The organism is Cohnella silvisoli (assembly GCF_021190915.1).
GTDB lineage: Bacteria > Bacillota > Bacilli > Paenibacillales > Paenibacillaceae > Cohnella > Cohnella silvisoli.
Genome location: NZ_JAIOAP010000002.1, coordinates 420,601 through 445,688 on the forward strand (window position 1 = coordinate 420,601; position 25,088 = coordinate 445,688).

At 48.4% G+C, this 25,088-nt stretch carries 22 protein-coding genes; 1 reads left to right on the forward strand and 21 read right to left on the reverse strand.

Annotated elements, in window-relative coordinates; all coding sequences use genetic code 11:
- Positions 1-180: 180 nt before the first annotated feature.
- The 12 genes from K7P76_RS05575 to K7P76_RS05630 form a co-directional block, all read right to left on the reverse strand.
- Entirely contained in the window at positions 181-2,160 is a 1,980-nt protein-coding gene (locus K7P76_RS05575) for a hypothetical protein (RefSeq protein ID WP_232184156.1), read from the reverse strand.
- Positions 2,157-2,984: a carbohydrate ABC transporter permease gene (locus tag K7P76_RS05580; RefSeq protein ID WP_232184157.1), complete on the reverse strand. Its 828-nt coding sequence runs from the start codon at positions 2,982-2,984 to the stop codon at positions 2,157-2,159. The genes K7P76_RS05575 and K7P76_RS05580 overlap by 4 nt, the downstream gene beginning before the upstream one ends.
- A gap of 15 nt (positions 2,985-2,999) precedes the next feature.
- Positions 3,000-3,884 carry a carbohydrate ABC transporter permease gene (locus tag K7P76_RS05585; protein ID WP_232184158.1) on the reverse strand — a complete coding sequence of 295 codons (885 nt, stop codon included), beginning with the start codon at positions 3,882-3,884 and terminating at the stop codon, positions 3,000-3,002.
- Between the two features lie 85 nt (positions 3,885-3,969).
- Positions 3,970-5,346 carry an ABC transporter substrate-binding protein gene (locus tag K7P76_RS05590; protein ID WP_232184159.1) on the reverse strand — a complete coding sequence of 459 codons (1,377 nt, stop codon included), beginning with the start codon at positions 5,344-5,346 and terminating at the stop codon, positions 3,970-3,972.
- A 107-nt stretch (positions 5,347-5,453) separates the two neighbouring features.
- On the reverse strand, positions 5,454-7,061 hold the full coding sequence (locus K7P76_RS05595; protein WP_232184160.1) for a response regulator: 1,608 nt from the start codon (positions 7,059-7,061) through the stop codon (positions 5,454-5,456).
- The gene (locus tag K7P76_RS05600) at positions 7,036-8,865 is read right to left on the reverse strand and encodes a cache domain-containing sensor histidine kinase (RefSeq protein WP_232184161.1); all 1,830 of its coding nucleotides are present in this window, start codon (positions 8,863-8,865) and stop codon (positions 7,036-7,038) included. The genes K7P76_RS05595 and K7P76_RS05600 overlap by 26 nt, the downstream gene beginning before the upstream one ends.
- Positions 8,866-9,023: 158 nt before the next feature.
- A complete protein-coding gene (locus tag K7P76_RS05605) occupies positions 9,024-10,421 on the reverse strand; it encodes a dihydrolipoamide acetyltransferase family protein (RefSeq protein WP_232184162.1) in 1,398 nt (465 codons plus the stop codon).
- Positions 10,422-10,455: 34 nt separating this feature from the next.
- Complete coding sequence (locus tag K7P76_RS05610) at positions 10,456-11,442, reverse strand: alpha-ketoacid dehydrogenase subunit beta (RefSeq protein ID WP_232184164.1); 987 nt, start codon at positions 11,440-11,442, stop codon at positions 10,456-10,458.
- Positions 11,442-12,470 carry a thiamine pyrophosphate-dependent dehydrogenase E1 component subunit alpha gene (locus tag K7P76_RS05615; protein WP_232184165.1) on the reverse strand — a complete coding sequence of 343 codons (1,029 nt, stop codon included), beginning with the start codon at positions 12,468-12,470 and terminating at the stop codon, positions 11,442-11,444. The genes K7P76_RS05610 and K7P76_RS05615 overlap by 1 nt, the downstream gene beginning before the upstream one ends.
- Positions 12,471-12,659: 189 nt before the next feature.
- On the reverse strand, positions 12,660-14,093 hold the full coding sequence (lpdA, locus tag K7P76_RS05620; protein WP_232184166.1) for a dihydrolipoyl dehydrogenase: 1,434 nt from the start codon (positions 14,091-14,093) through the stop codon (positions 12,660-12,662).
- 159 nt (positions 14,094-14,252) lie between these two features.
- The gene (locus K7P76_RS05625) at positions 14,253-15,494 is read right to left on the reverse strand and encodes a DHHW family protein (RefSeq protein ID WP_232184167.1); all 1,242 of its coding nucleotides are present in this window, start codon (positions 15,492-15,494) and stop codon (positions 14,253-14,255) included.
- A 14-nt stretch (positions 15,495-15,508) separates the two neighbouring features.
- A complete protein-coding gene (locus tag K7P76_RS05630; RefSeq protein WP_232184168.1) occupies positions 15,509-16,918 on the reverse strand; it encodes an MBOAT family O-acyltransferase in 1,410 nt (469 codons plus the stop codon).
- Between the two features lie 155 nt (positions 16,919-17,073).
- Here K7P76_RS05630 and K7P76_RS05635 point away from each other — a divergent pair, with 155 nt between their 5' ends.
- A complete protein-coding gene (locus K7P76_RS05635) occupies positions 17,074-17,388 on the forward strand; it encodes a DUF2627 domain-containing protein (RefSeq protein ID WP_232184169.1) in 315 nt (104 codons plus the stop codon).
- Positions 17,389-17,424: 36 nt separating this feature from the next.
- Here the strand turns inward: K7P76_RS05635 and K7P76_RS05640 are convergent, their stop codons facing one another.
- From K7P76_RS05640 to spoIVB, 9 genes are all read right to left on the reverse strand, one after another.
- A complete protein-coding gene (locus K7P76_RS05640; protein WP_232184170.1) occupies positions 17,425-17,700 on the reverse strand; it encodes a hypothetical protein in 276 nt (91 codons plus the stop codon).
- The gene (locus K7P76_RS05645) at positions 17,697-18,383 is read right to left on the reverse strand and encodes a D-alanyl-D-alanine carboxypeptidase family protein (RefSeq protein WP_232184171.1); all 687 of its coding nucleotides are present in this window, start codon (positions 18,381-18,383) and stop codon (positions 17,697-17,699) included. The genes K7P76_RS05640 and K7P76_RS05645 overlap by 4 nt, the downstream gene beginning before the upstream one ends.
- A complete protein-coding gene (locus K7P76_RS05650; protein WP_232184172.1) occupies positions 18,380-18,586 on the reverse strand; it encodes a hypothetical protein in 207 nt (68 codons plus the stop codon). Before K7P76_RS05650 ends, K7P76_RS05645 begins: the two co-directional genes overlap by 4 nt.
- An 87-nt stretch (positions 18,587-18,673) precedes the next feature.
- Entirely contained in the window at positions 18,674-19,774 is a 1,101-nt protein-coding gene (locus tag K7P76_RS05655; protein WP_232184173.1) for a sensor histidine kinase, read from the reverse strand.
- Positions 19,752-20,450 (reverse strand): response regulator transcription factor, encoded by a 699-nt coding sequence (locus tag K7P76_RS05660; protein ID WP_232184175.1) that lies wholly within the window; start codon positions 20,448-20,450, stop codon positions 19,752-19,754. Before K7P76_RS05660 ends, K7P76_RS05655 begins: the two co-directional genes overlap by 23 nt.
- Positions 20,451-20,679: 229 nt before the next feature.
- Positions 20,680-21,861, reverse strand: a complete 1,182-nt coding sequence (locus K7P76_RS05665; protein ID WP_232184176.1) for a peptidylprolyl isomerase — start codon at positions 21,859-21,861, stop codon at positions 20,680-20,682.
- Between the two features lie 376 nt (positions 21,862-22,237).
- Complete coding sequence (locus tag K7P76_RS05670; RefSeq protein WP_232184177.1) at positions 22,238-22,465, reverse strand: hypothetical protein; 228 nt, start codon at positions 22,463-22,465, stop codon at positions 22,238-22,240.
- Positions 22,466-22,671: 206 nt separating this feature from the next.
- On the reverse strand, positions 22,672-23,481 hold the full coding sequence (gene spo0A / locus K7P76_RS05675; RefSeq protein ID WP_232184178.1) for a sporulation transcription factor Spo0A: 810 nt from the start codon (positions 23,479-23,481) through the stop codon (positions 22,672-22,674).
- A gap of 238 nt (positions 23,482-23,719) precedes the next feature.
- Complete coding sequence (gene spoIVB, locus K7P76_RS05680) at positions 23,720-25,018, reverse strand: SpoIVB peptidase (RefSeq protein ID WP_255678385.1); 1,299 nt, start codon at positions 25,016-25,018, stop codon at positions 23,720-23,722.
- Positions 25,019-25,088: the final 70 nt, after the last annotated feature.

Consider the following 25,088-nt stretch of genomic DNA (forward strand, 5'->3'; position numbering starts at 1 on the left):
TTCATTGTAACGCAATCCGGCGATTAACCGCAAACGCTAAACATCCCCGCCGCGCGGCCCCTGTCATACCCGGTGATTTTCGCCTCATTTTCAACCATCGTCGTGGATGTTTTTGCATGACAAAATGTAAAAACAGGCGCTGTCTCTCAGGTCATAAGACCTTACAAGACAGCCCTGCTTTCATTTTCTATATAACTCGATTAAAGATGCCGATGCCGCGCCATTGCCCCAGTCAAATATTGTAAACTCTCCGATTCCGTCAATAGAGGTACCGTCGTGATGGTTGAAATTTTCCATATTGAATCCGTAATCGCGATGATCGAAATGACCGTGAACGGATTCGTACTTTCGTTTGACGACGGGATTCTCCGGGCAGTACATCATATAGAAGGACGCTTTCATCGCCCACAACGAACGGCGTTTATAGCTTTCATTCCCAGTCATGACATAGTAATCCCAATAAGTTAGCGCAAATAGGCTTTGCCGGGCGTCATTCCATTCATCGTCGCTGTTCATGACTCCGAATCCGCCGATTGTCCCGATTTCAAAAAAAGGCGGCTGCCATATTTGCTGATAGAGGGAAAGCTCGGCCAGCACTTGTTCACCCTCGAGCAAATAACTTTCTTTTCCCGTCAGTCGATAAAGCTCCTTCATCGCTTCCGCCGTCCAATAGATGCCCAAATTGTTCTGATTGTAAAGTCCGCTTCTCGGATCAGGTTGTCCATAAGCCTTTCCTTCCCACTCCCGGGAACAAGACCAGTACGTTTCGAAGTCTTCCCAACGGCCGATCGGGATAACCCGCTCCCGGACGAAAGCCATCGCTCTCTCCGCTGCCGCCAGGTAAGACGCGCTTAGCTCCAATTCGTAAAGCTTGCACAGCAGCATCGCATGAACGGCATTTTCCGGACTTTGGATCAGATACGGCGCGCTTGAGAAGGTTTGGGGGCTCACCCAAGCTGGAAAACTACCGTTGTCAAATTGCAGCTCCAGCAAACGAAATACATACTTGTGGACATACGGAAGGATCCGCGGATCCCGATCAACATCAAGATACCATTTGAGCAGCCAATAACACGTCCACGAACTATCCGCCAAATGAACATAATCATCCAAACCCGCCGGTTTTCGCGGTGCGGACCAATGCCACCTTCCGTTTTCCCAGCTTTGATCGGCCCCCGCTTCGTACACGGCCGGAAACAATCCGTTCCGCTGCGGGGCGGATAACGCGAAATTCAAAGCTTTCTCTGCCTTCTCCATCCAGTCACGGCGTTCCAGATGCCGGCCCCATAACGCATAACCGTATGCGCTGCGCAAGCTGCAGAACCAGAGTTGATTCCAGATGCTCTTGGGCTCCCGCCACACGTTCTCCCTTCCCTGGCCAGGCTTCTGTCCGGCCGTCACGAGAAACGCTACGCCGCCGACCGTCGCCCCCAGAAGCTTGAACTCTTGCCAGCAAACGTCCTTCCAGCTTTCGAACGCCCAATGATAGGTGTGCTCCATATAAGGCAGCATCGAGGCGAGCGTGTCTTTCGCGTCCAAATTTGTGAGATTCCGCTCCCCATACAGCTCCCATAACATCTGTTCCACTTTGCGGAAATCACGATACGGCTCAGGAGCATTTTTTTTCCAGGTAACAATAAACAGCTTGAAACCGATTTCTCCTTGAATTCGATAAAGCTTCGGATCCAATCGATGATAGACGTGGTCGCTCTCCTTATAATGGCATAACCCGTAGGTAAACCGATGCTCCGTCTGTACATAATCCATCAGATGGGGAATTGGGCGCGTAGCTGCGATTCCATTCAAATCGGGGATAAACGCCTTCATCTCGGTAGCGTTCTCCACAATGACAACCGGCGAACGAAACACCTTGTCGCCGATGACCATATCCTCATCCGGGCACAAATGAGGTTTCCACGCGCACCGCAAGCTCCGATCGATCGGCCAATCCAGCTGCAGCCCGTAAAAGTCCGTTTCCTGCTCAAAGGTCATGTTTACCGTAAGCTCCAAGGTTTCCCCCGAACCACGTGCCGGCAATCGTTTTCCTTCTACCTTAATTTTTCCGTTATCCCAGAAGCTTGTTTCGAACAAACCTTCTTCCAAAAAAGGGATATCCACCGCCGACCACGCTACTCCGTCTGACACCCGGATCCGAATCATTTCAATACCGCTCCCGCAGTCAATGCGTTCTCGATTTTCTCGCTAAATCCCAGATAGACGAGAATGGTTGGCACGCTGGAAACGACCATTACCGCTCCGATCATGCCCCATTCCGGCGTCCCTCTCCCGACGAAAAAATTCAACAAGCCGATCGGAAGCGGCCTGAACTCCTCTTGTCCGGTCAAAATAAACGCCATGAAAAATTCGTTCCACGTGTTCATGAAGATTAGAACGATTTGCGTAGCGATCGCAGGCATGATGATCGGTAGAATGATGCGGAAAAAGGCGCCGTAGACGTTGCAGCCGTCCATTATCGCCGCTTCTTCCATCTCTTTGGGCACGGTGCGGAAAAAAGCGTAAAGCATCATCACGCACAGCGATAACGCGAAAGCGGAATAAGGCAAAATCAATCCCAAGTGGGTGTCCTTAATATGCAAGCTTCTTAGCAGCATGAATAGCGGAATGATCGTCACCTGGGCCGGAATAATCAAGCCGAGCGCGACGTAGGACAAAGCCACCGACTTGAATTTCCAGTTCATTCTTGCCACGCAATAAGCGAACATACTTCCCAAAATCAACGTGATCAGGATGGTTCCCACGGAGTAAATGACGCTGTTCGTGAAGTAAAGTGTAAAATCGAACGACTTCAAGGCGTTCGGATAGTTGTCAAAGATCCATTGCTTGGGCAATCGGAAGGGGCTCCCGTACACTTCGCCGGGTTTTTTGAAGGATATTAAAACCATCCAGATAAGCGGGAATATCCAACCGATTCCGAGAACGATCAGCACCGCTTTCAGAACGCCTCTGTTTATGTTTCGGACCACGCCGGCATCCCCTCGCTAAAACTCCATTTTTTCTCTCGCCACCAGATTGTTGATCATAAAAGTAATCAGCAGGCAGGCTACGACGAACAAGATGGCGATCACGCTGCCGACCCCGAACTCGTACATGTTAAACGCGCGATAGTATAATTCGTAAATGACGGTTCGGGAGGCGCTGCCGGGTCCGCCGTTGGTCATCATTTTCACATGCTCGAATTGCCTCAAACAGCCAATGACCGAGATGACCAGAACGAATTTGACCACTTCCTGCAAAAGCGGGAGCACGATCCGGACGTTCGTTTGGAAAAAACCGGCCCCATCGATCAGAGCGGCTTCATAGTACGTCTTCGGAATGGATTTGATCCCCGTATAAAATAGCACCATATTGAGCCCGATGTACTGCCACAGAAACGCAAACGCAACGCTGGGCAAAGCCGTTTCCGGGTCACCCAGCCATATGCGTTTAAGATCCCCGAGCCCGACCGTCGACAAAGCTTGATTCAACGCGCCGAAGCGCGGCTCGAACATGGCGATCCACATTTGCGCAATAACCGTAACGGACAAGACGGCAGGCATGAAGCTGGTCATCCTGAAGTATCTCCGGATGCCGGGCGACATCCGATCCAACACAAGGGCCAGCAGCAGCGAAATCGGGAGACCGACGAACGTCGAAATCAGCACGATTTTCACATTGTTGTACGCCGAGTGCCAAAACTCCGACGAATGCAGCACGTCCCTATAGTTGTCCAGCCCCACGAAGCCGTTGTAATTAATCCCGTCGTGATCGAAAAAGCTGATCCGGATTTGCGGGAAAAGCGGATAGACGACGAACAGGGTAAACAAAATCAACGTCGGAGCGGAGAACAGAAACAGCGCCAACCGATTGTTATAGAAGCTGGACATTCCTTGATCCCTCATTTGTAAAGTCCCGATAGGCCGAAAGACTGACCTGTCGGGACATAGATGTACGATAATATTGAGCCTTCTATTACTTCGAGCCCTTCTTCTCTTCTTCCCACGGCTTCGCGATGTCTTTGGCGAATTGCTCACCGGTATACTGCCCGGTCAACAAGCTGCTACTGAGCTTAAGATATTCGCTGAACATTTTGGAACCTAGGTTCAAGGCGAGCGGCGGAACCTTGATCGTCGTCTGGTCGAATTGCTCCAGGTTTCGTTTCGCCAAATCCGACATGTCCATCTTCGCATCCGTCTTCAGGGCGGAAGGCGATTTCCCGATTTCCGTAAACCCGAAGGAGCTGATCTCGGCTGCATACTCGGCCAGTTTCACTGCCTCGGCGATATGTTTGCTCTTCGAACTGACAGCATACCCGCTATTCGGCGCTCCCCAATACATCGTCACGCTGTTCGGATCGACAGCGGGGTTCACTTGCGGCCAAAGCATGAAATCAACGTCCGGCGTTTTCTCGATCGAGGACAAATCCCAGGTCATTGCCGCATACATGGCCGCTTTCTTGGTGGCGAACAGATTTGCCGCGGCACCGTAGTCCAGATTTACTACCCCTTCGGGCAACACTTTTTCATTCACCAGCTGTTTGACCCGGTTCAACGCAGCTATGACCTTCGGGTCCGACCAATCGATTTTGTGATCGTTAAGATCGAGCACGGTTTGCGGATTGTCGAGCATCATCATGACGATGTTCAGGAATAATCCGGCACCGTTGAAGTCCTTGGCAGGCACCACCATAGGAATGACGCCCTTATCATTCAAAGTTTTGGACACCGCAAGCAGCTCGTCATACGTTTTCGGAATGTCCAAGCCGTACTTCTCGAAAATGTCCTTGTTGTAGAATAGCCTCGGGTTGAAGTAAAAATCGAACCCTTCCGGCATGGCATACATTTTGCCGTCGGATGCGGGCGCCAGCACGGCCGGATCCGAATACTTCTTCGCAAAGCCGTCTTCTTGGATGTAGGAAGTCAAATCGATAACGTTGCCAGCTTTAATGATCGGAAAGGATGGCGCTCCCGCCATGTAGAACACATCGGGCAAATCACCTGTCACGTTGTAGGTGCGAAGCTTGTTTTCCCAATCCGTTGCCGTTCCGACCAGCTCGAACTCCACCTCATAGCCGGGCAATTTCTCCGCCAAACGATCCTTCATCATTTGGGCGATCGCTTTCCGGGTGTCGTCGGCTACGTGCATCATCAATTTCAGCTTGACCGGCTCCTGTTTCGTTTCTTGGCTCGGTTCTTCGCTTGCCTCCGATTTTCCGGTCTCCGATTGTCCGGTACTTGATTTTCCCGGTTCGGCGTTATTTCCACCCGATTTCCCGTTTCCGCATGCAACCTGCATCAATAACAGGAAAACCAAAGCAAGCAAGCCGATCCATTTTGTCCGATTCCGCATAGATATCCCCCTACTGTCGAATGTTTGCAACGCGTTACAGGTCAAGTTTAATTTGTTTTTCATGGGGGTTGAAGGGAATATCCTAGTATTCATAAGGAGGATTATCGTTACTTTCCTTTTAAGCTTTGGATATAGGCACTGGGCGTTACTCCCGTCTGTTTTTTGAAGCATTTGCTGAAATAGTTCGCGTCGCCATATCCGACTTTTTCCGCAACTTCAGCGATATAATCGTTTCCTCGGTCGAAATGTTCCTTCGCCTTCAGAATTCTCGTCTCGGTCAAATAGTTCACGATCGTGGTTCCCGTCGTCTTTTTGAAAATATAGCAAATATACGCATAATGAATGTACAGGTGCTTGCAAATATCCTCGATTTTCAAGTCCATTTTCGTATAGTGTTGTTGGATGAATTGTTTCGCTTCGCCGACCAGGATGTGCGAGCGGTCGGTTTTTTTCCGTTGAACGGTTTCGATGCATCTCCCGAAAAGGTCCGCCATCCATCGCTCCAGCTCTTCGATCGTGCTCTTGGCTGCGACTACATCCAATACGTTCACGTTTTTGGGAATGATCCGCTCGATGGGTTCGTTGTTTTCCGCCAGAAATTCCAGGCAAACCAAGAACAGCTCGATACTGGCGACCACGAGCATTTCATGGCTCCAATCGCGCGTACGGAATGCGGACAAGATGCGGCGGATAACCTCCGTCGCTTCATCGGTTTTGCCCAGCCGCAAACTCATGAGCAGACCTGCCCTGATGTCCGAAGACATCGGACTGCTCGACAGCCCCTTCTCTTCAATGGCCCGATGCAAAATGACCCTGCTTCCCTCAGACAATGCCTTATGTTGAAGGGCAACCTGCGCCTCTTTGTAGGAGACGTTCATGTCTTTCAAACCGCGATAGTCATTGCCGATCCCGATCGTTACGGCAAATTTCAGCCACTTGAGCACATTTGCGCAGATTCGATCGCTGACTGCGGCGATGTGCGAATCATTGTTTTCGATCTCCCGAACTCCGACAATGATTCCGATTTTGCCCGCGTAATCCTGACATACGTAGGCTCCGTAATACGGCTCCAGCAGTTCCTTCGCCATATTGCCGACGGCAAATAACCACAGCGGCTTCTCATGCATCCGATCGTCCGCGGCATCCATTTCGATGGCAAGAGAACGATAATAAGGAAAGGAAGTATCGATGCCCAATTGCCGGAATTGTTCCGGCAGATCGTTGGCCAACCCGCTCACATTTCCATGCAGCAGATCGTTCATCAACTTATCCCGGAACATCGGCAATTGCTCTTTATATTTTTGTTTGATCATCTCCATTTCGACCCGCACGGCTCTTTCATTCACGATAAGCTGTTTCAGCTCCAGCAAAATATCCGTTAATTCCACTTCGTTCACCGGTTTCAGCAGGTAGTTGTATACCCCTAGCTCGACGGCTTGTTTGGCATACTGAAACTCGCTGTAACCGGTCAGGATGATTATTTTGGAGTCCATCTGGAATCGTTTGATTTCCGAGATCATCTGCAGCCCGTCCATATGGGGCATATTGATGTCGACCAGCAAAATATCCGGCTGCAATTGCTCGGCTTTATTTAAGGCATCCATGCCGTTATTCGCCTCGCCGCACACCCTGAAACCGAGTTCCTCCCAGGCTATGGAAGCCTTTAACGACTGTCTGAAGTAGTACTCGTCATCCACGATCAGAACTTTCAGCATCCGGTTCCCCCCTTTCGTGAAGCTTCTGTTTAGGCAATCGGATCGTGACTCTGGTATATTGGCCGATCCGACTTTCGATCGTAAGCCCATACTCTTCACCATACAACAGCCTTATTCTGGAATGGACGCTGCCGACCCCGAAACTCTGGCTTCCATGCCCTTCCTCTCTCGCTTTCAGCATCTCGCGAATCGTCGTTTCATCCATCCCGACTCCGTCGTCCTCGATCTCGAAAACGATCGTCTCCTTCTCGGCATATCCTTTGACAACGAGCATCCCTTTCGTCATCCTTTTCTTCAGGCCGTGATAAACGGCATTTTCCACGATCGGCTGCAGGGTCAGCTTCGGAACGGCATATCCGAGAATCGACTCCTCCACCTCGATGCGATAATCCATAAACTCCACATACCGATAAAACAAGATCGACAAATAATCCCTCGTCAGTTGGACTTCTTCTTCTACGCGAATCCGGTCGTTCCCGTTACTGAGCGAGATCCGGTAAAATCCGGCCAAATTTTTCGTCGCCGTAATCGCATCATTCATCAAACCCAGCTTGCTGAGCGATACAATCGTCTCCAGCGTATTGTAGAGGAAGTGAGGTTTGATCTGCGATTGCATCAGTTTGAATTCGCTTTCCCGTTTGGCCTGCTGTTCCAAATAAATGTCCGACATCAGCTTTTTCATTTGGTCCATCATCCGGTCGAACCCGCCGCTTAGAATTCCGATTTCATCCGAAGAGGTCAGTTTCGTCCTGACATCCATATTGCCTCGAATGACCGATTTCATCGCTTGCGCCAGGCGGAGAATCGGCTTTGAAATGCGATTGGACAGCATATAGGCGGCGGTAACGGCGGCCAACAAACAGAGGCACCCCACAAATGCGATCAATTTGACGATGTTGTCTTTTTCGACCGTTATCTCGTGCAGCGGGACGATATTGACGATTTTCCAGTTCAGCTTGTCGAACGTTTTGACCGTAATCAGCATTTTCTGATCGAACAAGGTACCCACGCGCGTACCGTCCTGGGTCAAGAAGTTCCGTTGCCCTTCGGTCAATTCGTCAAACGGCCGGTACAAGTGATCTTTGTTGCCGGATGAGATGATCATTCCCCGATCGTCGACCAAATAAAATCGTTTGTCCAGCTCTGCAGATTGTTCCTTGTAAACAGATGAAAGTTCTTTCTCTGACAAAAATAGGAGCGCTACACCGAGGGTTTCTCCGGAATACTTATGGACGATCGATTTGGAAATCGCAAATCCGTTTTCGCTCGTCTGCATGCCATACCGGTAAGAAATCGGAAACAGGCTGGACCAAACCGGTTTCTGGCGGTCGATAATTTCTCGGATATACGCCTTGTCGAACACCGGCTTAAGGCTGCTCGCGTCTACTGCGCCGAGTTCGATAAAGCTCCCGTCATTCAGCACGATGCTGGCCGCGGACATTCGAGTAGCCGGAAAAGTCACATTGCCCAGCACCTCGGATAGAACAACCTTTTCCTCCAATTCCTGCAGCAGACTTCGATCCATTTTCGCAATTTTGTCCATCGTTTCCTGCAGTCGGTAGTCCAGTACGAGAATTCGGATATAATCTTCGGCATTTGTCGTGATGCTCGCCAAATTCCGCTCGACAAGCGCTATTTCTCTTAGCGAGCTGTGTCTGGCTTTTTCGATAATCGCTTTGGACGAAATCTGCGCAGCAAAATAAGAGAGGATAAGCAGAGGAATCAAAACCGTTGAAATACATAATATGAGAATTTTATTTTTGATCGAGATATTCTGAAACAGCCCGCGATGCGGCTTTGGCATATGACCACCCCACAGCCATATTCGACAGAGCACGCCAAACTCCTTTAGAAGAACATGGCGCTTCATGAATGAAAAAAAGAGCAATCCTTTGCGGCAAATTCGTGCATTGCCGTAAAAGATAGCTCTGGGAAAACAGAGGGAAATCATGACTTATGTGCTCAATATACTTTCGTATCCATGTTATAACTTTCGAGGTTTTCCTTCACCCGTTGCAGGAAACGGCCGCAAATGACGCCGTCTAAAATCCGATGATCGAGCGACAAGCACAGGTTAACCATGGAGCGAACGCCGATCATATCGTTGATGACGACGGGTCTTTTGACGATTGACTCGAAAGTCAGAATCGCCGCTTGCGGATAGTTGATAATCGGTTGGGTCAGGATCGATCCGAAGGAACCGGTATTGTTAACCGTGAACGTCCCGCCCTGCACATCGTCTAACTTTAATTTTTTGTCCCGGGTGCGGCGCGCCAAATCGTCGATTTCATGGGCAATACCCGCGATATTCTTCTGATCCGCGTTGCGAATGACCGGCGTCATGACCGAATCCTCGGTGCCAACCGATAGGGAAATGTTGATATCCCGCTTTACGATGATTTTATCGACCGCCCAGACGGAGTTCATGATGGGGTAGTCTTTGATCGCGTTTACCGCCGCTTTAATTAAGAACGGCATGTAAGTCAGGTTGATGCCTTCCCGCTTCTGGAACTCTTCTTTCAGCTTACTGCGAAGCATGACGAGATTCGTGACGTCGACTTCAATCATCATCCAGCCATGGGGAATTTCGCTGACGCTCTGACGCATACGGGTCGCGATCGTATTGCGGACTGGAGTTACGTCTATGAATGTTTCTCCGCGTCCCGGTACTTCTTGACCTTGTACTTCTACGGATGGGATGCGAGGAGATTCGGATAAATGAATTCCCGTCGAGCGAACCGGAACTTTAGGATCCATGTTCACGAAATTCGATGATGAACCGCCGCTTGTCCCGGCAGGGCTTTCCGTTTCAACTGAACCCCGTTTGGCATTGCCCGACTCTGCTGCAAGCAGCACGTCTTTGCGCGTAATCCTTCCGCCTTCTCCCGTTCCCGGAACGCGGTTCAGATCGATGCCGTGTTCTGCAGCCAGCATCTGCACCGCTGGCGAATAGCGATGACGCATCGGCGCGTTTGTGTCGAAGCCTGCCGGCGAGGATACGGCTGCTGCCACTGCAGGACGGGTTGCGGAAGCCGGCTGATTTCCGGAAACTTGTACCTCGGTATCTGCTGCCGCATTGCCGACGCTCGGTGCATGATCCGCGGTTTCCGAAACTTCGATTTCCACAAGACAGATCGCCGCCCCAATCTCGACCGTTTCGCCCGTGCCGACTAAATGCTTAACGAGCTTTCCCCTTACTGTGGAAGGCAGTTCCGCATTTACTTTATCGGTAATGAGCTCGCATATAGGCTCGTACATGTTTATTGTATCGCCCGGTTCCTTTAACCATCTGTCGATCGTTGCCGATACGAGCGACTCCGCTAACTGCGGCATCGTAACTTCGATAATCTGTTTAGCCATTTACAAGTTCTCCTCCCCGGTAACGACGGCCGGCTTAGTAACGCGCGAGCTCCAGCATTGCTGTTTTGAGCTTCTCTTTATTCAACAGGAAATGCTTCTCGCCTGGCGGATTAATCGGCATGGCCGGCACGTCCGGTCCGCATAGACGGCGAATAGGCGCATCTAAGTCGTATAGCAGCTCTTCCGAGATAATCGCCGACACCTCAGCGCCGATACCGCCCGTCTTGTTATCTTCATGAATGATAAGTACTTTGCCCGTCTTCGCGGCAGCTTCAAGAATCCCATTGCGATCCAACGGCTGAAGCGTACGCAGATCGAGAATATGCGCCTCGATGCCATGTTCTTGCGACAGTTCTTCCGCAGCCTGCATCGCAAAATGAAGCGGCATACTGTAGCCGATCACAGTAAGGTCGCTGCCTTCCCTCATCACATTCGCTTTACCGATCGGAACGACATAATCCTCATCCGGTACTTCATCCGTAATGAGACGGTAGCATTTCTTGTTCTCGAAGAAAAGGACCGGGTCTGGGTCGCGGATGGCTGCTTTAAGCAATCCTTTGGCATCGTAAGCGGTAGCTGGAGCTACGATCTTAAGCCCGGGCGTTCCGAAGAACACCGACTCTGGGCATTGTGAATGGTATAAACCGCCGAACACCCCGCCCCCGATGGGCGCGCGGATAACGATCGGACAATCCCAGTCGTTGTTGGAACGATAACGAATTTTGGCAGCTTCGCTTATGATTTGGTTTGTAGCCGGAAACATGAAGTCCGAATATTGCATCTCGGCAACCGGCTTCATGCCCGCCATGGCCGCGCCAATCGCAACGCCTGCGATTGCGGATTCAGCAAGCGGAGTATCAAGCGCCCGCTCCTCTCCGAACTGCTGCTGCAACCCTTTGGTCGTGCCGAATACCCCGCCTTTAAGCCCTACATCTTCGCCAAGGAAAAAGACATTGTCGTCTCTCTCCATCTCTTCTTTCATCGCCAATCGAATCGCTTCGATATATTCGATAACCGGCATTAGCGACCCTCCTCGCTTGTTTCCGCAAAGACGTACCGGAAAGAATCTTCCACCGCCTGATATGGCGCTTTCTCCGCATATTCATTCGCTTCATCAATTATCGCGCGGATTTCGACTTGAAGCTTGGCTTCCTGTTCATCGGACCAAAGACCCGCATCCACTAAATATTGCTTGTAATCCTGCAGCGAATCTTTCTTCTTGTGTACTTCGACCTCTTCTTTGGTTCGATAGTCCAAATCGTTGTCCGTAGCCGAGTGTCCGGTTACTCGATAGGTCATAATTTCGATCAGCGTAGGTCCCTCGCCTTTTACCGCCCTATCCCGCGCTTCGCTTACGACGCGATAAACTTCAAGCGGATCGCTGCCGTCGACACGAATGCCGGGAAAGCCGTATCCCAAAGCGCGATCGCAAATTCGCCCTCTCGTCTGCTTGGAGAGCGGAACCGATATAGCATATTGATTGTTCTCGCAGACGAAAATAACCGGAAGCTGATGGACTCCCGCGAAATTGCAGCCTTCATGGAAATCCCCTTGGTTGCTCGAGCCGTCTCCGAACGTCACAAGCGACACGGAAGATTGTCCTCTCATTTTAGCCGCCAATGCGAATCCGGTGGCATGAGGAACCTGTGTCGTTACCGGACTTGAACCCGTAACGATGCGCAGCCGTTTGCTGCCGAAGTGTCCGGGCATCTGCCGGCCTGCGCTGTTCGGATCTTCGCCTTTGGCATATAGGCACAACATTAACTCTTTCACCGTCATCCCAATGGAGAGAACGAGTCCGTAATCCCGATAGTAAGGCAAGAACCAATCCTTTTCTAGATCCATTGCGAAACCCATCGCGACCTGTGAAAGCTCCTGCGTAATTCCCGAAATATGAAAGTTTACTTTACCTGCGAGTTTCAGCAACTGCCCTCTTTCGTCGAAGCGACGGGCAAGCATCATGGTCTTATACATGGCGACAGCGCGTTCGTCGGTTAAGCCGACAGCGGTGTGCCTTAGAGTTTGCTGGACGGAACCTGCTTGTTTCATGGGCGCGTCCTCCTGCTTTGGTATAGGTTTATAACCTGGTCTTAATACTTGAGCTTAAATCCTATTATACTCTGCTCGAATGCAAAAAGAAACGCCCAACCCACTTGTGCGGATTAAATTGCCAAAACAGGCATTTCATCCGTCACCGCGGAGACTAAGTCTCCCGGGTTGAGCATTCGATCGGCTTGATTAACCGTGACCCGCTCTGCCGTCCAAAGCCAACATGACCTCTTGCATCGCTTCCGACAGCGTAGGATGCGGATGGATGGCGCGGCCTATTTCCCATGGAACGGCATCGAGCAGCTTCGCAAGCGCTGCTTCCGCAATCAATTCGGTCGCATGCGCGCCAACCAAATGGACACCAAGTAAATCACCGGTCGCGATATCCGCCACAACCTTGGCGAACCCTTCGCTTTCTCCATAAACCAAAGCTTTACCGAAAATACGTAACGGCAGTTTGGCCGTTTTCACTTCAAAACCATTCGCTTTGGCATCTGCTTCAGTCCAGCCAATTGAAGCGGCTTCCGGCCTGGAATAAATGCAGCGTGGAATATCCCGGTCGACAGCACGAGTCGGCTTGTTCCCCGTAAGGTGCTCTATCGCCACATTTGCCTCATGCATAGCTGCGTGCGCTAGCTGGATCCCGCCGATGCAATCTCCAATGGCATAAATATGAGATTCGCCGGTTTGTAACGTCGCCGGATTTACTTTGACAAACCCTTTGTCCGCTTTAACATCCGTATTCTCTAATCCTAGGTTTTCAACGTTCCCTTGTCTTCCGATAGAAACGAGCATCTTCTCAGCAATTATGTTATGAGTTTCACCTTTAACGGTAACCACGGCATGAACGCCCGATTCCGTCAGCTTGCAGCCCTCTGCTTGCAAAGACGCTCCCGTAAAAATCTTAACGCCTCTCTTTTTCAGCGCTTTGGCCAACTCCGAGCCGACATCCTTGTCCTCGGTCGGAAGCAGCCTGTCCGCCGTTTCGACTAGCGTTACCTCCGTGCCGAAGTCGCTTAGCATAGATGCCCATTCGACTCCGATAACACCGCCGCCAATAATAAGAATAGATGAAGGCCGGGATGACCAATCCAAAGCTTCGTCGCTAGTTGCGATATGAACTCCGTCATAAACGAGGCCTTCAAGCCGACGAGGACGAGAGCCCGTTGCTATGATTACGTTTTTCGGGATAATCGTGTCCGATTCGCCGTACTTGAGCTCAACCGCGATTGCGCCGCTTCTCGGGGAAAAAATCGAAGGACCTATTATACGTCCGCTTCCGTTAATGACCTTTATTCCGTGCTGCTTCATAAGGGCCTGCAATCCCTTGTGCAGCTGCTCGACAATGCTATTCTTGCGGTTGAGCACCGCTTTCCAGTCAACTGTTGCCGCAGTTCCCTCGGGTAACGAAACGCCGTAAGATGCCGCTTCCCCGATCGTTGCGTACACTTCCGCGCTTCTAAGCAACGACTTGCTAGGGATGCAACCGCGATGAAGGCATGTCCCGCCCAGCTTATCCCGTTCAATAATAACAACGCTGCGGCCTGCTTTCGCAGCAAGAACAGCTGCCGTATAGCCTCCCGGCCCGCCGCCTATAATGGCGACATCGACTTCGATGGGCATAGTTTCCCCTCCGTATGTAAAAAACTCACGTTTCCATTGTACCTTTTTTTGCTGCCCGGGACAAAATCCTTTTCGACGATATTCCATTGACTCATTATTCTCGTACCCTGACAACTAAAAGAGCGGCGACCCATTTGGGTCACCGCGACAGTAATATGCTTATTTAGCTGCGTCCAATTCCTCGATTAGGAGCTTGGCGATGCCGTCGTTCCGGGCTACGGTCGAGTTGTTAAGGAACAATACGTCTGTAATCTTCTGTTCTTTAACGAATTCGGTCAAGCTTTCATTAAAGTGCCTAGGGTCAAGATAGTAGACCTTCTCGAAATGCGGCAACAGGAACGGGATAAATGCGTTAGCGTAAGAATCTTTGACTACGACGATCCGTTTGCCGTTGTTGTTATTCGTCTTGATTTCCCCCCACGGAAAATCTCCTCCGAGGAATACCGCATAAAATGTGCTGCTATTCTTGGCATAATTCGGATCCACTACTTTACGTTGAATAGCTTTGCCTGTGGAAGAGTGCATCGTATACGTATAACTCGTAAACGGCGTGTAATAAGTGAGCGTATCCGGGTGAGTTTTGAGCTCATTTTTCAATGTCTGTTTATAAGCCGTCCCCAGGAATTCTTTGATATCGTTTTTCTTGTACTTACTGAGCGGAACCGGCGTTTCGCCGATTTTCTCCATAAGCTTCGAATAGGCGTAATAAGCGCCAAGCGCTGTCCAGTGGTGATCGGTACGGAAATAGACGTATTCATCTTTGTGATCGTTTAACCCGCCGTAAGCGTCAACCTGTCCAATTTCCTCATCTAGAAGACCATTGATGTGCGCAAACGCGTCTTTCTGCGAATCCGACAATTCCTTGTACTTCTCGTTCTCGATGAATTCAATTGAAGTAGGCGCTAACAAGGAGTATACGCGTACTTTAGAGTCGACGGAATCTCGAAACCGATTTAGTGCGTCTGCATACATTTCTGCTGCCGGAGCCGAATATTTGAACGCCGTAAAAGCCCGATCCTTAAATATTAAATATTGACTGGAATTGACATCGGTAACGGAACTGCCTTCGCCCTTGTCGGTCTGACTAACGGCCATGTTATCGCCGCCTTGAACAACGATGGAGGCACCATCCTCGTCCGGAAATCCTTTAAGTTCTTTTAATCCGGTTCCAACTTGGACGAGTGAAGTCCGGAAAGCGAAATTATCGGAGAAGTAATTATCGAAATCGCGCGTATAAGCACCGTCGAAAAATCGATCTACCGTAAATTCCGGCTGCTTAGTTATATCACGCTGCTCGAGTTGAGACATTTCCTGCGATTGCGGCCGAAATAAATTCACAACAGCAAACCCGAAAATAAAAACCAAAAACAAAATGAGATTAAGCTTGACCTGCAACTTCATATTCACCCTCCTCATCAGAACCGATAATAAAGAAACGGATTATACGTGCTGCCGATTAGCAGTATCGTAGCGATAATAAGAATCGAGATATTAAGCACCGGTATGCCTAAACCGTTGAGGCCAACCCCAAGCTTAGGATTGGATTCCGCCAATCGCGCAAACATCCACTTCATAAGAGGCGTCGAAGCGATGATGGCAACAAGAAATAGCAATAAATTTTCTTTGAAGTAAATTTGCAACTCAAGCGTATACCATTCTCTATGGTACAATCCGAACATCGTTAGCAGCGCTTTAATAGCTGACTTGAGGTCGGTAAAGTAAAACCAGACCCAGCCCACAAGCATAGCTAGCGTGGAGTACACATGTGCGACGAACGACGGGGATTTCTCCAGCAATTTTCCAATAAACAGTCTTTCAAGGTAGATCAGCAATCCGAAATAAAGGCCCCAAATGATAAAGTTCCAGCTCGCACCGTGCCAGAAGCCTGTCAGAAACCAAACGACGAATAAGTTACGCAAATAAAATTTTCTGTTGCCGCCTAACGGAATGTATACGTAATCCCGGAAAAATCCGCCTAGAGACATGTTCCAACGCCGCCAGAAATCGCCTGCAGACTTCGATATATACGGATAGTTGAAGTTTTCGCGCAAGTTAAACCCGAACATTTTACCTAAGCCGATCGCCATATCCGAATAACCGGAGAAATCAAAGTAGATTTGCAGGGCAAACAAGCTGATTCCGAACCATATGCCGAGAACGGAAGATGAGCCGGAACTCGGATTAAGTAACTGCGACACGCTCTCGCCAAGCAAATTGGCGATAATGACTTTTTTGCCGAGACCGATCATGAAGCGGGTAATTCCTTCGCTAAAACCTGCCATCGTTACCTTGGGATTATCAATCTGGTGCTGAATATCCGAATAGCGGATAATCGGGCCAGCGACCAAATGAGGAAAGAAGGAAACATATAGCAATAGCTTCTTAGGAGACCTAGGCGCTTTGATCGTACCCTTATAGACGTCTGTCAGGTAACAAATGATTTCGAATGTGAAAAAAGAAATCCCGATAGGCAAAGTTACTTCAGGATGAGGGATGTTGAACGGTAAAAACGAGTTTATGTTATCGACAAGAAACCCGGCATATTTGAAAAAGCCCAATATCCCGATGTTGACCGCGATCGCAGCGATAAACTGCGCCTTGGCCAACCAAGTTCCTCTATATTTCTCTATGCCAAGAGCAAATAAATAACCTATTATCGACGCTAGCAGCAGTAAGATAATCCACACGGGTTCCCCCCATGCGTAAAATGCGAAGGAAAAGAAGATCAGAATCCAGTTGCGGTACGTCGTATTCTTAAAAACGAAGTAAGCAATAAGCAAAATCGGCAAGAACAGGTACAAAAAGAATAAGCTGGAAAATACCACTTCCCGTATCTCCTCTCTCTCTAGTTTTCTTGTGTCATAATACCATAGGTTTTTGTCGGATCATAGTGGATATGAGAGGAGTTTGATGGCTTTCATAGACAATTCCTACGTAAATCGTTATGATTAAAGGAATGGAAGGAGGGCTTTCACAACCTATGAAATTGATTATACAACGCCTGATTGCCATTCTACTTCTTGTCATTCCCGGCCTCGGTGCCGCTTACGGTTTTTTGCTTATGAAAGACGCTCTGTACGATTACTTCGCGCAAATGGGTGGCGTTGATTCGTCAGCTCCCGATTTTTCCTGGGGGTCGTTTATAATCGGAGCTATTCTTTTTCTGATCGGAATCGGCTTTATCGGCGGTTGGACCTTTTTCCGGGATCGCAAACGCAATTATTTATCTTCACGTTTTCGGCCCAGCAAGCCTCGCCCGCCGCGTCCGAGCGTTGATGATGGCAAGTCGGAATAAACGAATTGCAAATACCGGTTTCAAGGCTCCTCCCCACTACGTGGCGGCGGAGCCTTTTTGCTTACCGAAACGATCGCGGAACCTTTGTTGGGCCGCGAGTTCAATGGATCTGGAAATCGCCTGTCGCCGAATTCGTTTATCCCGCTCTGTACCCTCAAGGAGCCAAAACTGTTCATCATCATATAGATCGAGCAATGTCGCCTTTGCCGCAACCGTTGCCAATGCTTCCTCTGCAAGCAGATGAATACATAACGAATAACAGAATACTTCTATGGATTTCAAACCGTCGATCCGCTTCCGATAATCGCTCATGAGGCAGCCGCCTCGCCATAGGCTAATAGCTTCTTCGTCTCTTCGAACCGCGCTTCGGGCGAATTCGTTCCCATCACGACCGTAATATACCGTCTCCCGTCCAGCACCGTCGTTCCGGCAAAGCAGTATCCCGCACGTTTCGTGTACCCGGTCTTCAATCCGTCGTTGCCTTTCGTCCCATACCGCTGCCCAGGCAGCATTTCGTTCGTGGTCGGTAAATCCTTATTTTCAATGCCAGTAGTTGAAGCCTGTTTAGTTACCTTCAACACTTCCGGATGGGTTTCGATCAAATAACGTGCTAACAAAGCGACATCTTTGGCTGTCATTTCCGTATCGCCATCCGCAGCGGCAGTAGCGTAATTATCCAAGTCAACGCTGGATAGACCCGTTGCATTGGCAAAATGGGTATCCGCGGACAATCCGATTTGTTGTGATTTGACGTTCATTCGTTTCACGAAATTCGCTTCCGAGCCATCTGAGAATTCGGCTAACGCTATTGCGGCATCATTAGCGGAATGGATAGCCATAGCATTAAACAGTTGTCTTACGGTAACCGTTTGCCCAGTGACAAGCCCCATTCCGGCTCCACCTACATTTGCTGCATAGGAGCTGACGACAACCTGATCCTCCCAACCGATCTTGCCTTCTTTGAGCTTGTCCAATACTAGCACTTCGGTCATCATCTTAGACATGCTCGCCGGAGGTAAAGGTCCTGGGCGTTGCTCAGATAAAGCCACTTCCCCGTATCTGCATCCATCAATACCGCAGATACTACATTTAACTCTAAATCGTAGTCCTTCGCAAAACCTAACTTTTCCCTAATGTTCAGTGACCATCCGACAACCAAAATCAATGCCGCTAAAATCAATAACCGTTTCCACTTCATGTAACTTTTCCCTCCTGAACACCACTCTATATTGTTCATTGTAGGGGTAACTTTTTAAACAAAACGAAAGCAAATCATAAGATTACCTTAAGATAACGGGAGTCTGACTCGAAAGTTAGTGCTATTGCCATCACTGGATACCATTATCGAACCCCCATGCTTCTCGACCAACCCTTTTGAAATCGCCAGACCTAAACCCGTCCCCCCTGTGTTCTCCGTCCTGGATTTATCGACTCTATAAAACCGGTCGAATAAATGGGGTAAGTCCGCAGAAGGAATCGCCTCGCCATAGTTGACGACTTCAATAACAGCCTCCGTATCGTGCTCGCTTAAGAAAATGTCCACCTTACCGCCTGAATGCCCATACGATATCGCGTTGGCAAGCAGGTTCTCGAATACGCGTACTAGCTTATCCGGGTCTCCCATGATCGATAATTCGCTCACGCTCGTAATGAGGCGTCCTTTCATATTTGCATTTTCCAGCGACAACCGGTGATGTACGAGCAGCTGATTCATCATTTCAACGAGGTTAAAGGCATGTTTCCTAAGAGGAATGACATCATGGCGCATTCGCGTATACTCGAACAAATCGTTAATGAGCACATTCAATCTTTCGGCTTTTGCATAAGCAATCTGAACATAATGCCTAAGCTCGACTTCATCTCTATAGCGGTCCTGCTCGATTAGCCCGAGATATCCAATAATCGAAGTGAGCGGCGTGCGCAAATCGTGGGACACGTTCGTGATAAGCTCGTTTTTCGTTTGTTCGGCATTCCTTTCTTCATCGAGCGATCGTTTGAGCTCCTCCACCAATAAATTCATATTTTCAGCGAGTAAGGTTACTTCATTGTTCTGCTTAACGGGAACGGTATCGTTAAAATGTCCATTCGCGATATGTTCCACGGAACGGCTAAGCTGGTCATAATAACTGAAACGTCTCCAGTTTATGAGCACCATATAGAAGCAAAACAACACAAAACAACCAAACAACATCAAGGGCATCTGACCGAACGCATAATAAATATCCCTCAAAAAAGAGCGCTGAGTGTAATTGTTCCGAGTCATTCGTTCCAATACGATAATTGCCAAATAATTAGTTAGAACGGCGAGCACCGAACTCAATACAATCTGCCAAACCATACGCCACGCCATCCGCAAAGCCAGATTAGGTTTCAATTTTGTAGCCAACCCCCCATACGGTCACGATCAGCTTGCGGCCCATCTCGTGCTCGAGCTTGTCCCGAAGCTTGCTTATGTGCACCATTACCGTATTGTTAGATTCAAAATATTTTTCCTTCCATACCTGTTGGAAAATATCTTCGGCGCTAAACACGCGCCCCGGGTTGCTTGCAAGCAAATATAGAATGCCAAATTCCGTTGACGTCAAATGAACGGGACGACCGTCAACTTCTGCGGAATGGGTCGATTTGTTAACGGTCAGCTCATTAATCTTCAATAACCCGTCTTCATCCTGCGCTATCGGGGCTTGCTGCCCGTATTGATAAGCACGCCGGAGCAGGGTCTTAACCCTTACGACCAATTCCAACGGATTAAAGGGCTTCACAACGTAATCGTCAGCCCCCGTCATTAACCCGAGAATCTTATCCATGTCCTCCGCTTTGGCGCTAACCATCAGAATCGGAATTGAACCGGTTTCTCGCACGCGTCGGCATACTTCCATCCCATCCATCTTCGGCATCATGATGTCTAGAACGAGAAGATGGAATTCTTGAAGGGACAGCAATTCCAATGCTCCTTCTCCATCATGGGCTTGAGCGGTTTCAAAGCCTTCGTTCCGTAAATAAATATCGATCAGATTGGCGATTTCACGATCATCGTCAACGATTAGAATTTTTTTGGCCATCGGCAGGCGACTCCTTTGTCGGAAAGCATAAACTCCGTTTCCTATTCGGCATTATCTTCCCCACTATACCTCAACCGTTGCATTTCTGTCCGCACATCGAGCAAGGTTTTACACTTTTTAAGAAAGCCTTAAGGTTTACTTTAGTTTTAAGATTTTGTCATTAAAAAAGACGGCTCGTCCGAGAATCCGTCGAACATTGGATTCGGAAAGCCGTCTTTTCTTGTTTATTTTACTTTGCTGCCGGAGAAGCTGACGGAGATGCTGATGCCGTCGGCTCAGGCTCTTTTTTCAACAGGTTTTTGTAATTTTTGTCTTTTTTCATTTTTTCGATCCACGTCTGACCTTCGGTTTGAAGCTTCTCATTATAGAAAGCTTCCTTTACTTGGTCTTTGAGACCGTCGTAAGCCGGAATAACCGCTTCTTTAATGTCCGTCACTTTGATGATATGGAAGCCGCTCTCGGCTTCGACGACTTCGCTCATTTGACCTTTAGCAAGCGCGAAAGCCGCTGTTTCGAATCCGGTATTCATTTTGCCGCGCGGGAAAAATCCAAGGTCGCCGCCATTGTCTTTAGAGCCAGGATCCTGTGATTTCTCTTTAGCCAGCATCGCGAAATCTTTACCCGCCTTCAAATCGGTCAATACCGCTTCAGCTTCTTCTTTAGTCTTCAGAAGAATGTGAGAAGCTTTCACTTCTTTCGGAGTCGTTGCGAAGTTTTCTTTATTTTTATCGAAGTACGTTTTCAGATCATTGTCCGTCACCGGATTTTGTTTCTCGTACAATTTTTTGAATTTGAGTTGCGTCTTCAGCTTTTCCTTGAATGATTCCAGGGTCATGCCGGACTGCTGCAACGCCGCCGTAAGATCCTCGTCCGTTGTAATGTTGTTGGCTTTCTTGATATTTTCGATTTCTTTCTTAACGTCCTCGTCAGTGACGGCAATACCTGCTTTTTCGGATTCCGAATCAATCAGTTTAAGCTCGGCGATATTATCAACTAAAGCGCTTTGTTGCTCATTGCTCATTGGCTTGGTCATCTCGGCAAGCATGTCGGATTTCTTAAGGGTTATTCCATCCATCTTCCCGACAACTTCATCCAAGCTGCCACCAGATGGGTTACGGACGAGCACGAACACTAAGGCAATTATTGCGATAGCCGTAATTACCCAAGGAGCAATCATCGCTCCTGTGTTTCTTGCAGGAGCCGAAGGCGGTGTGGAATAATTCGTCGTTTCGCCTGAAGGGACAACGCCTGCGATTACCTCCCGTTGCTCTTGCTCATCTAATTCCTTCTCGATTTCCTCATTCTCGAAGACATCGTTCTCGACGACTTCGCTTTCATTGATTTCTTTCTCGATTTCTTCGTTCGTAAGCTGTTCGTTATCGTTCAATTCATTCTCTTTACGTTCGCTCATTAACATGTACCCTCCTCAAAATTTTACAATCGCCTCATTTACTATATCAGAATTTCGGGATTATACCTTAAAGACTCCTAAATTTTTTGCGAAATTCCGACGGAGTACTATCATAGATCGACTTAAATCTTTGTTAAAGCAACCAAAGTTCGCCAGCGAGCCGAAATTAACGGTTATCGCTAGCCGGAGCAAGGTACTCAAGTCGTTCCATCCATTGGAGCTGCATCGATCATCATCACGCTATAACAATCCAAAGAGCTTGCCGACAGTCCATAGGGGACCACGGCAAGCTCTTTTAACCAATAATTGACCATGCTACTTACCACTCACGATCTTCTCGACTTCTTACGCGCTTATTGGCAAGTCGCCGATTGTCTTAGATCAAGGCTATGGCCAGAAGGGTAAACAGGGATAAAATTAAAATATCATTTGCAGCTCCGAAGCCCCATCCCCATCCCGATATTCTTAAATCTCCCGAAGTCCGTAAATAAACGTTGTTCCTGTCCACATTAACAAGAACGCCTTCATAACATTCTCCGCAACGAGTTTGAATACGTACCCGGCGATTCATATGCTTCGTACATAATTGATACATTTCATCCATTTAGATCAGCCTCCTTCATAATCATATTTACAGGGCTTTCATATGATATGGCAGATGTCGTTCCGGGGATTGGATTGAAAGCGAAATGTGTTTTCGTCCCCCTCGTGGAACCTAGGTATACAATTAAAAAACCGCTCATGAATTGGTTTAATAAACCAATTCATAAGCGGTTTTTATTAGCTAAATCCGTCAATACTCTCCCCGTTTCAGCTCACTTTATGTTCGATACGAAGCTTGTCGGCCACCATCGCGATAAACTCGCTATTGGTTGGCTTAGACTTCGCAATGTTGATCGTGTAACCGAACAGATGGCTGATGCTGTCGATGTTGCCGCGCGTCCAAGCAACTTCGATCGCATGGCGGATAGCGCGCTCGACGCGGGATGGCGTCGTTTTGAATTTTTCTGCGATCGCAGGATATAACGTCTTCGTAATCGCGCCGAGAATTTCGATATTGTTGTACACCATCGTAATCGCTTCGCGTAAATACTGATAACCTTTGATGTGAGCTGGAACTCCGATTTCGTGAATGATGCTTGTAATATTGGCGTCCAGATTTTTGGGTTTGCCGATTTGAACAATATTCGAGCGATTGCTGCTGCTCGACGATGAAGTCGTAACGGAAGAGGAAACTGAACTTCCGGCCAACTGCCGGATCCGATTAGCCAGAACATCCATATCGAACGGTTTAAGTATGTAGTATGAAGCACCAAGTTGTACCGCACGCTGCGTGATGTTCTCTTGACCGAATGCCGTGAGCATAATGATTTTTGGCATCGGCGATAAATTTAGATCCCGCAATTTTTCCAGAACGCCAAGTCCGTCCAAATGCGGCATAATAATATCGAGGATCATGACATCCGGTACCCTGCGTGTTTCCTCTAGTTGACGGATGACCTCTTCTCCGTTGTACGCCACTCCGATGACCGTCATATCATCCTGCTCTTGGATGTACTCTGATAATAAATTCGTAAATTCTCGGTTGTCGTCTGCTAGGAACACTTCAATCCGTGGCAATGTCTGGTCCTCCCTTTCTCTGTGCAAAATTTAGTGATGAAAAACGCTTATCGTTTCTCTGTTTATCCGTTTTCGACATTGCTATTCTGTATTCCTTCTGAATTAAAAAATTTTTCTTTATTTATTTCTCAAAATCGAATATACTATTTAATTTACGTCATTTCACGCCAAATGATGATTTATTTCGCTTTTTTTCGACAATCGTTCGCCTTTTCCATTATGCGCAAAATCTAAGGCGTTAAACCGCCTTAGATGTCGCTTGTTCGGGATTCAACATGATGCCTGCATCCTGTAACATCCATTCGATAAAGCAGCCATAACCTGATGCTGGGTCATTAACGAATACATGCGTTACGGCGCCGACCAATTTTCCTTTTTGAATAATCGGGCTGCCGCTCATTCCCTGAACAATTCCTCCGGTGCGTTCGAGAAGCCTCGGATCGGTAATTTTGATGACCATTCCCTTAGTTGCAGGAGACGACTGTTTCGATACATGCACGATTTCAATATTGAAACGTTCAACCTTCTGCTTCTCGACCACCGTTAATATTTGCGCTGGACCTTCTTCCACTTCTTCGGCGAACGCTACCGGTATCGGTTCTTGATCGTAAGAATGCTCTGGCATTTGCTTCATCTTTCCAAAGATGCCAAAAGGTGTATTTCGTTCTACGTTACCGAGCGTTCGACCGCCTTTAAGGAAATTGGCCCGTTTTTCCCCCGGTTCGCCGCTTTGGCTTTTAGAAATCGAATTGACGTTAGACTGCAAAATTTCCCCACTGCCTACAACGATCGGAGTTTGAGTGTCCATATCCGTAATCACATGTCCCAGAGCTCCGTACACGCCTTGATCGGGAGCATAGAATGTCAATGTGCCTACTCCTGCTGCTGAATCGCGAATGTACAACCCTAACCGCCAAGCTTTATCTTCCTCGTCATAGGCTGGCTTCAATAAAGTTTTAAATCTTTCTTTGCCTCTTTGTACCAATAATTGCAATGGTTCGTTGTTGCGGCCTGCGGTTTCTGCATAAGGTGCGATCTTGGAAATGTCATTGCAGGTTTGGCCATTGATTTCAACGATGAGATCGCCAAGTCGGAGCTTTGCTTCTTCTCCAGGCGATATTTTCGTCTTCGCATTAGTTTGAACTAAATGATGGCCGACAACCATAATACCTGCCGACTTCACTTTAACGCCAATCGTCTGCCCTCCGGGAATAACGCGCAAATCCGGAATGACTTGCAGACGAACGGTTTTAAAGGGGATTTTGCCAAACAGCTTGAGCTTTAAATCCGTTACGCCGCTATGTTTCGGTTGAATGGATAAAGGCTGGCTGAGATCGACGCGAACAGAAGCATTGCTGCTTCCATTAATTCCAGCTACTTCGGGATTTAAGCTCCCTTGCGCGTGAACGGGCATCGCATAATGAAGGGAAACCGCCTGTCCTTGAAACAGCCTTAATTGATTAGGAAATTCTGCAAAATGTTGAAAAGGCGCGGAGCATACGGCGATAATCAGCATAAGAACGACAACAAGTCCCATACGGCGTTTTCTGGAGTGTTTCTGGTACAAGTTCTCACGCTCCCCTACAGACTGAATCGGCTCTTTGTTT

Excerpts from the sequence above, each read along its gene's own strand:
- K7P76_RS05575 (WP_232184156.1), bottom strand. The coding sequence starts at position 2,160 with ATGATTCGGATCCGGGTGTCAGACGGAGTAGCGTGGTCGGCGGTGGAT.
- K7P76_RS05585 (WP_232184158.1), bottom strand. The coding sequence starts at position 3,884 with ATGTCCAGCTTCTATAACAATCGGTTGGCGCTGTTTCTGTTCTCCGCT.
- K7P76_RS05590 (WP_232184159.1), bottom strand. The coding sequence starts at position 5,346 with ATGCGGAATCGGACAAAATGGATCGGCTTGCTTGCTTTGGTTTTCCTG.
- K7P76_RS05595 (WP_232184160.1), bottom strand. The coding sequence starts at position 7,061 with ATGCTGAAAGTTCTGATCGTGGATGACGAGTACTACTTCAGACAGTCG.
- K7P76_RS05600 (WP_232184161.1), bottom strand. The coding sequence starts at position 8,865 with ATGCCAAAGCCGCATCGCGGGCTGTTTCAGAATATCTCGATCAAAAAT.
- K7P76_RS05605 (WP_232184162.1), bottom strand. The coding sequence starts at position 10,421 with ATGGCTAAACAGATTATCGAAGTTACGATGCCGCAGTTAGCGGAGTCG.
- K7P76_RS05610 (WP_232184164.1), bottom strand. The coding sequence starts at position 11,442 with ATGCCGGTTATCGAATATATCGAAGCGATTCGATTGGCGATGAAAGAA.
- K7P76_RS05615 (WP_232184165.1), bottom strand. The coding sequence starts at position 12,470 with ATGAAACAAGCAGGTTCCGTCCAGCAAACTCTAAGGCACACCGCTGTC.
- lpdA (WP_232184166.1), bottom strand. The coding sequence starts at position 14,093 with ATGCCCATCGAAGTCGATGTCGCCATTATAGGCGGCGGGCCGGGAGGC.
- K7P76_RS05625 (WP_232184167.1), bottom strand. The coding sequence starts at position 15,494 with ATGAAGTTGCAGGTCAAGCTTAATCTCATTTTGTTTTTGGTTTTTATT.
- K7P76_RS05635 (WP_232184169.1), top strand. The coding sequence starts at position 17,074 with ATGAAATTGATTATACAACGCCTGATTGCCATTCTACTTCTTGTCATT.
- K7P76_RS05640 (WP_232184170.1), bottom strand. The coding sequence starts at position 17,700 with ATGAGCGATTATCGGAAGCGGATCGACGGTTTGAAATCCATAGAAGTA.
- K7P76_RS05645 (WP_232184171.1), bottom strand. The coding sequence starts at position 18,383 with ATGATGACCGAAGTGCTAGTATTGGACAAGCTCAAAGAAGGCAAGATC.
- K7P76_RS05650 (WP_232184172.1), bottom strand. The coding sequence starts at position 18,586 with ATGAAGTGGAAACGGTTATTGATTTTAGCGGCATTGATTTTGGTTGTC.
- K7P76_RS05660 (WP_232184175.1), bottom strand. The coding sequence starts at position 20,450 with ATGGCCAAAAAAATTCTAATCGTTGACGATGATCGTGAAATCGCCAAT.
- K7P76_RS05665 (WP_232184176.1), bottom strand. The coding sequence starts at position 21,861 with ATGAGCGAACGTAAAGAGAATGAATTGAACGATAACGAACAGCTTACG.
- K7P76_RS05670 (WP_232184177.1), bottom strand. The coding sequence starts at position 22,465 with ATGGATGAAATGTATCAATTATGTACGAAGCATATGAATCGCCGGGTA.
- spoIVB (WP_255678385.1), bottom strand. The coding sequence starts at position 25,018 with ATGGGACTTGTTGTCGTTCTTATGCTGATTATCGCCGTATGCTCCGCG.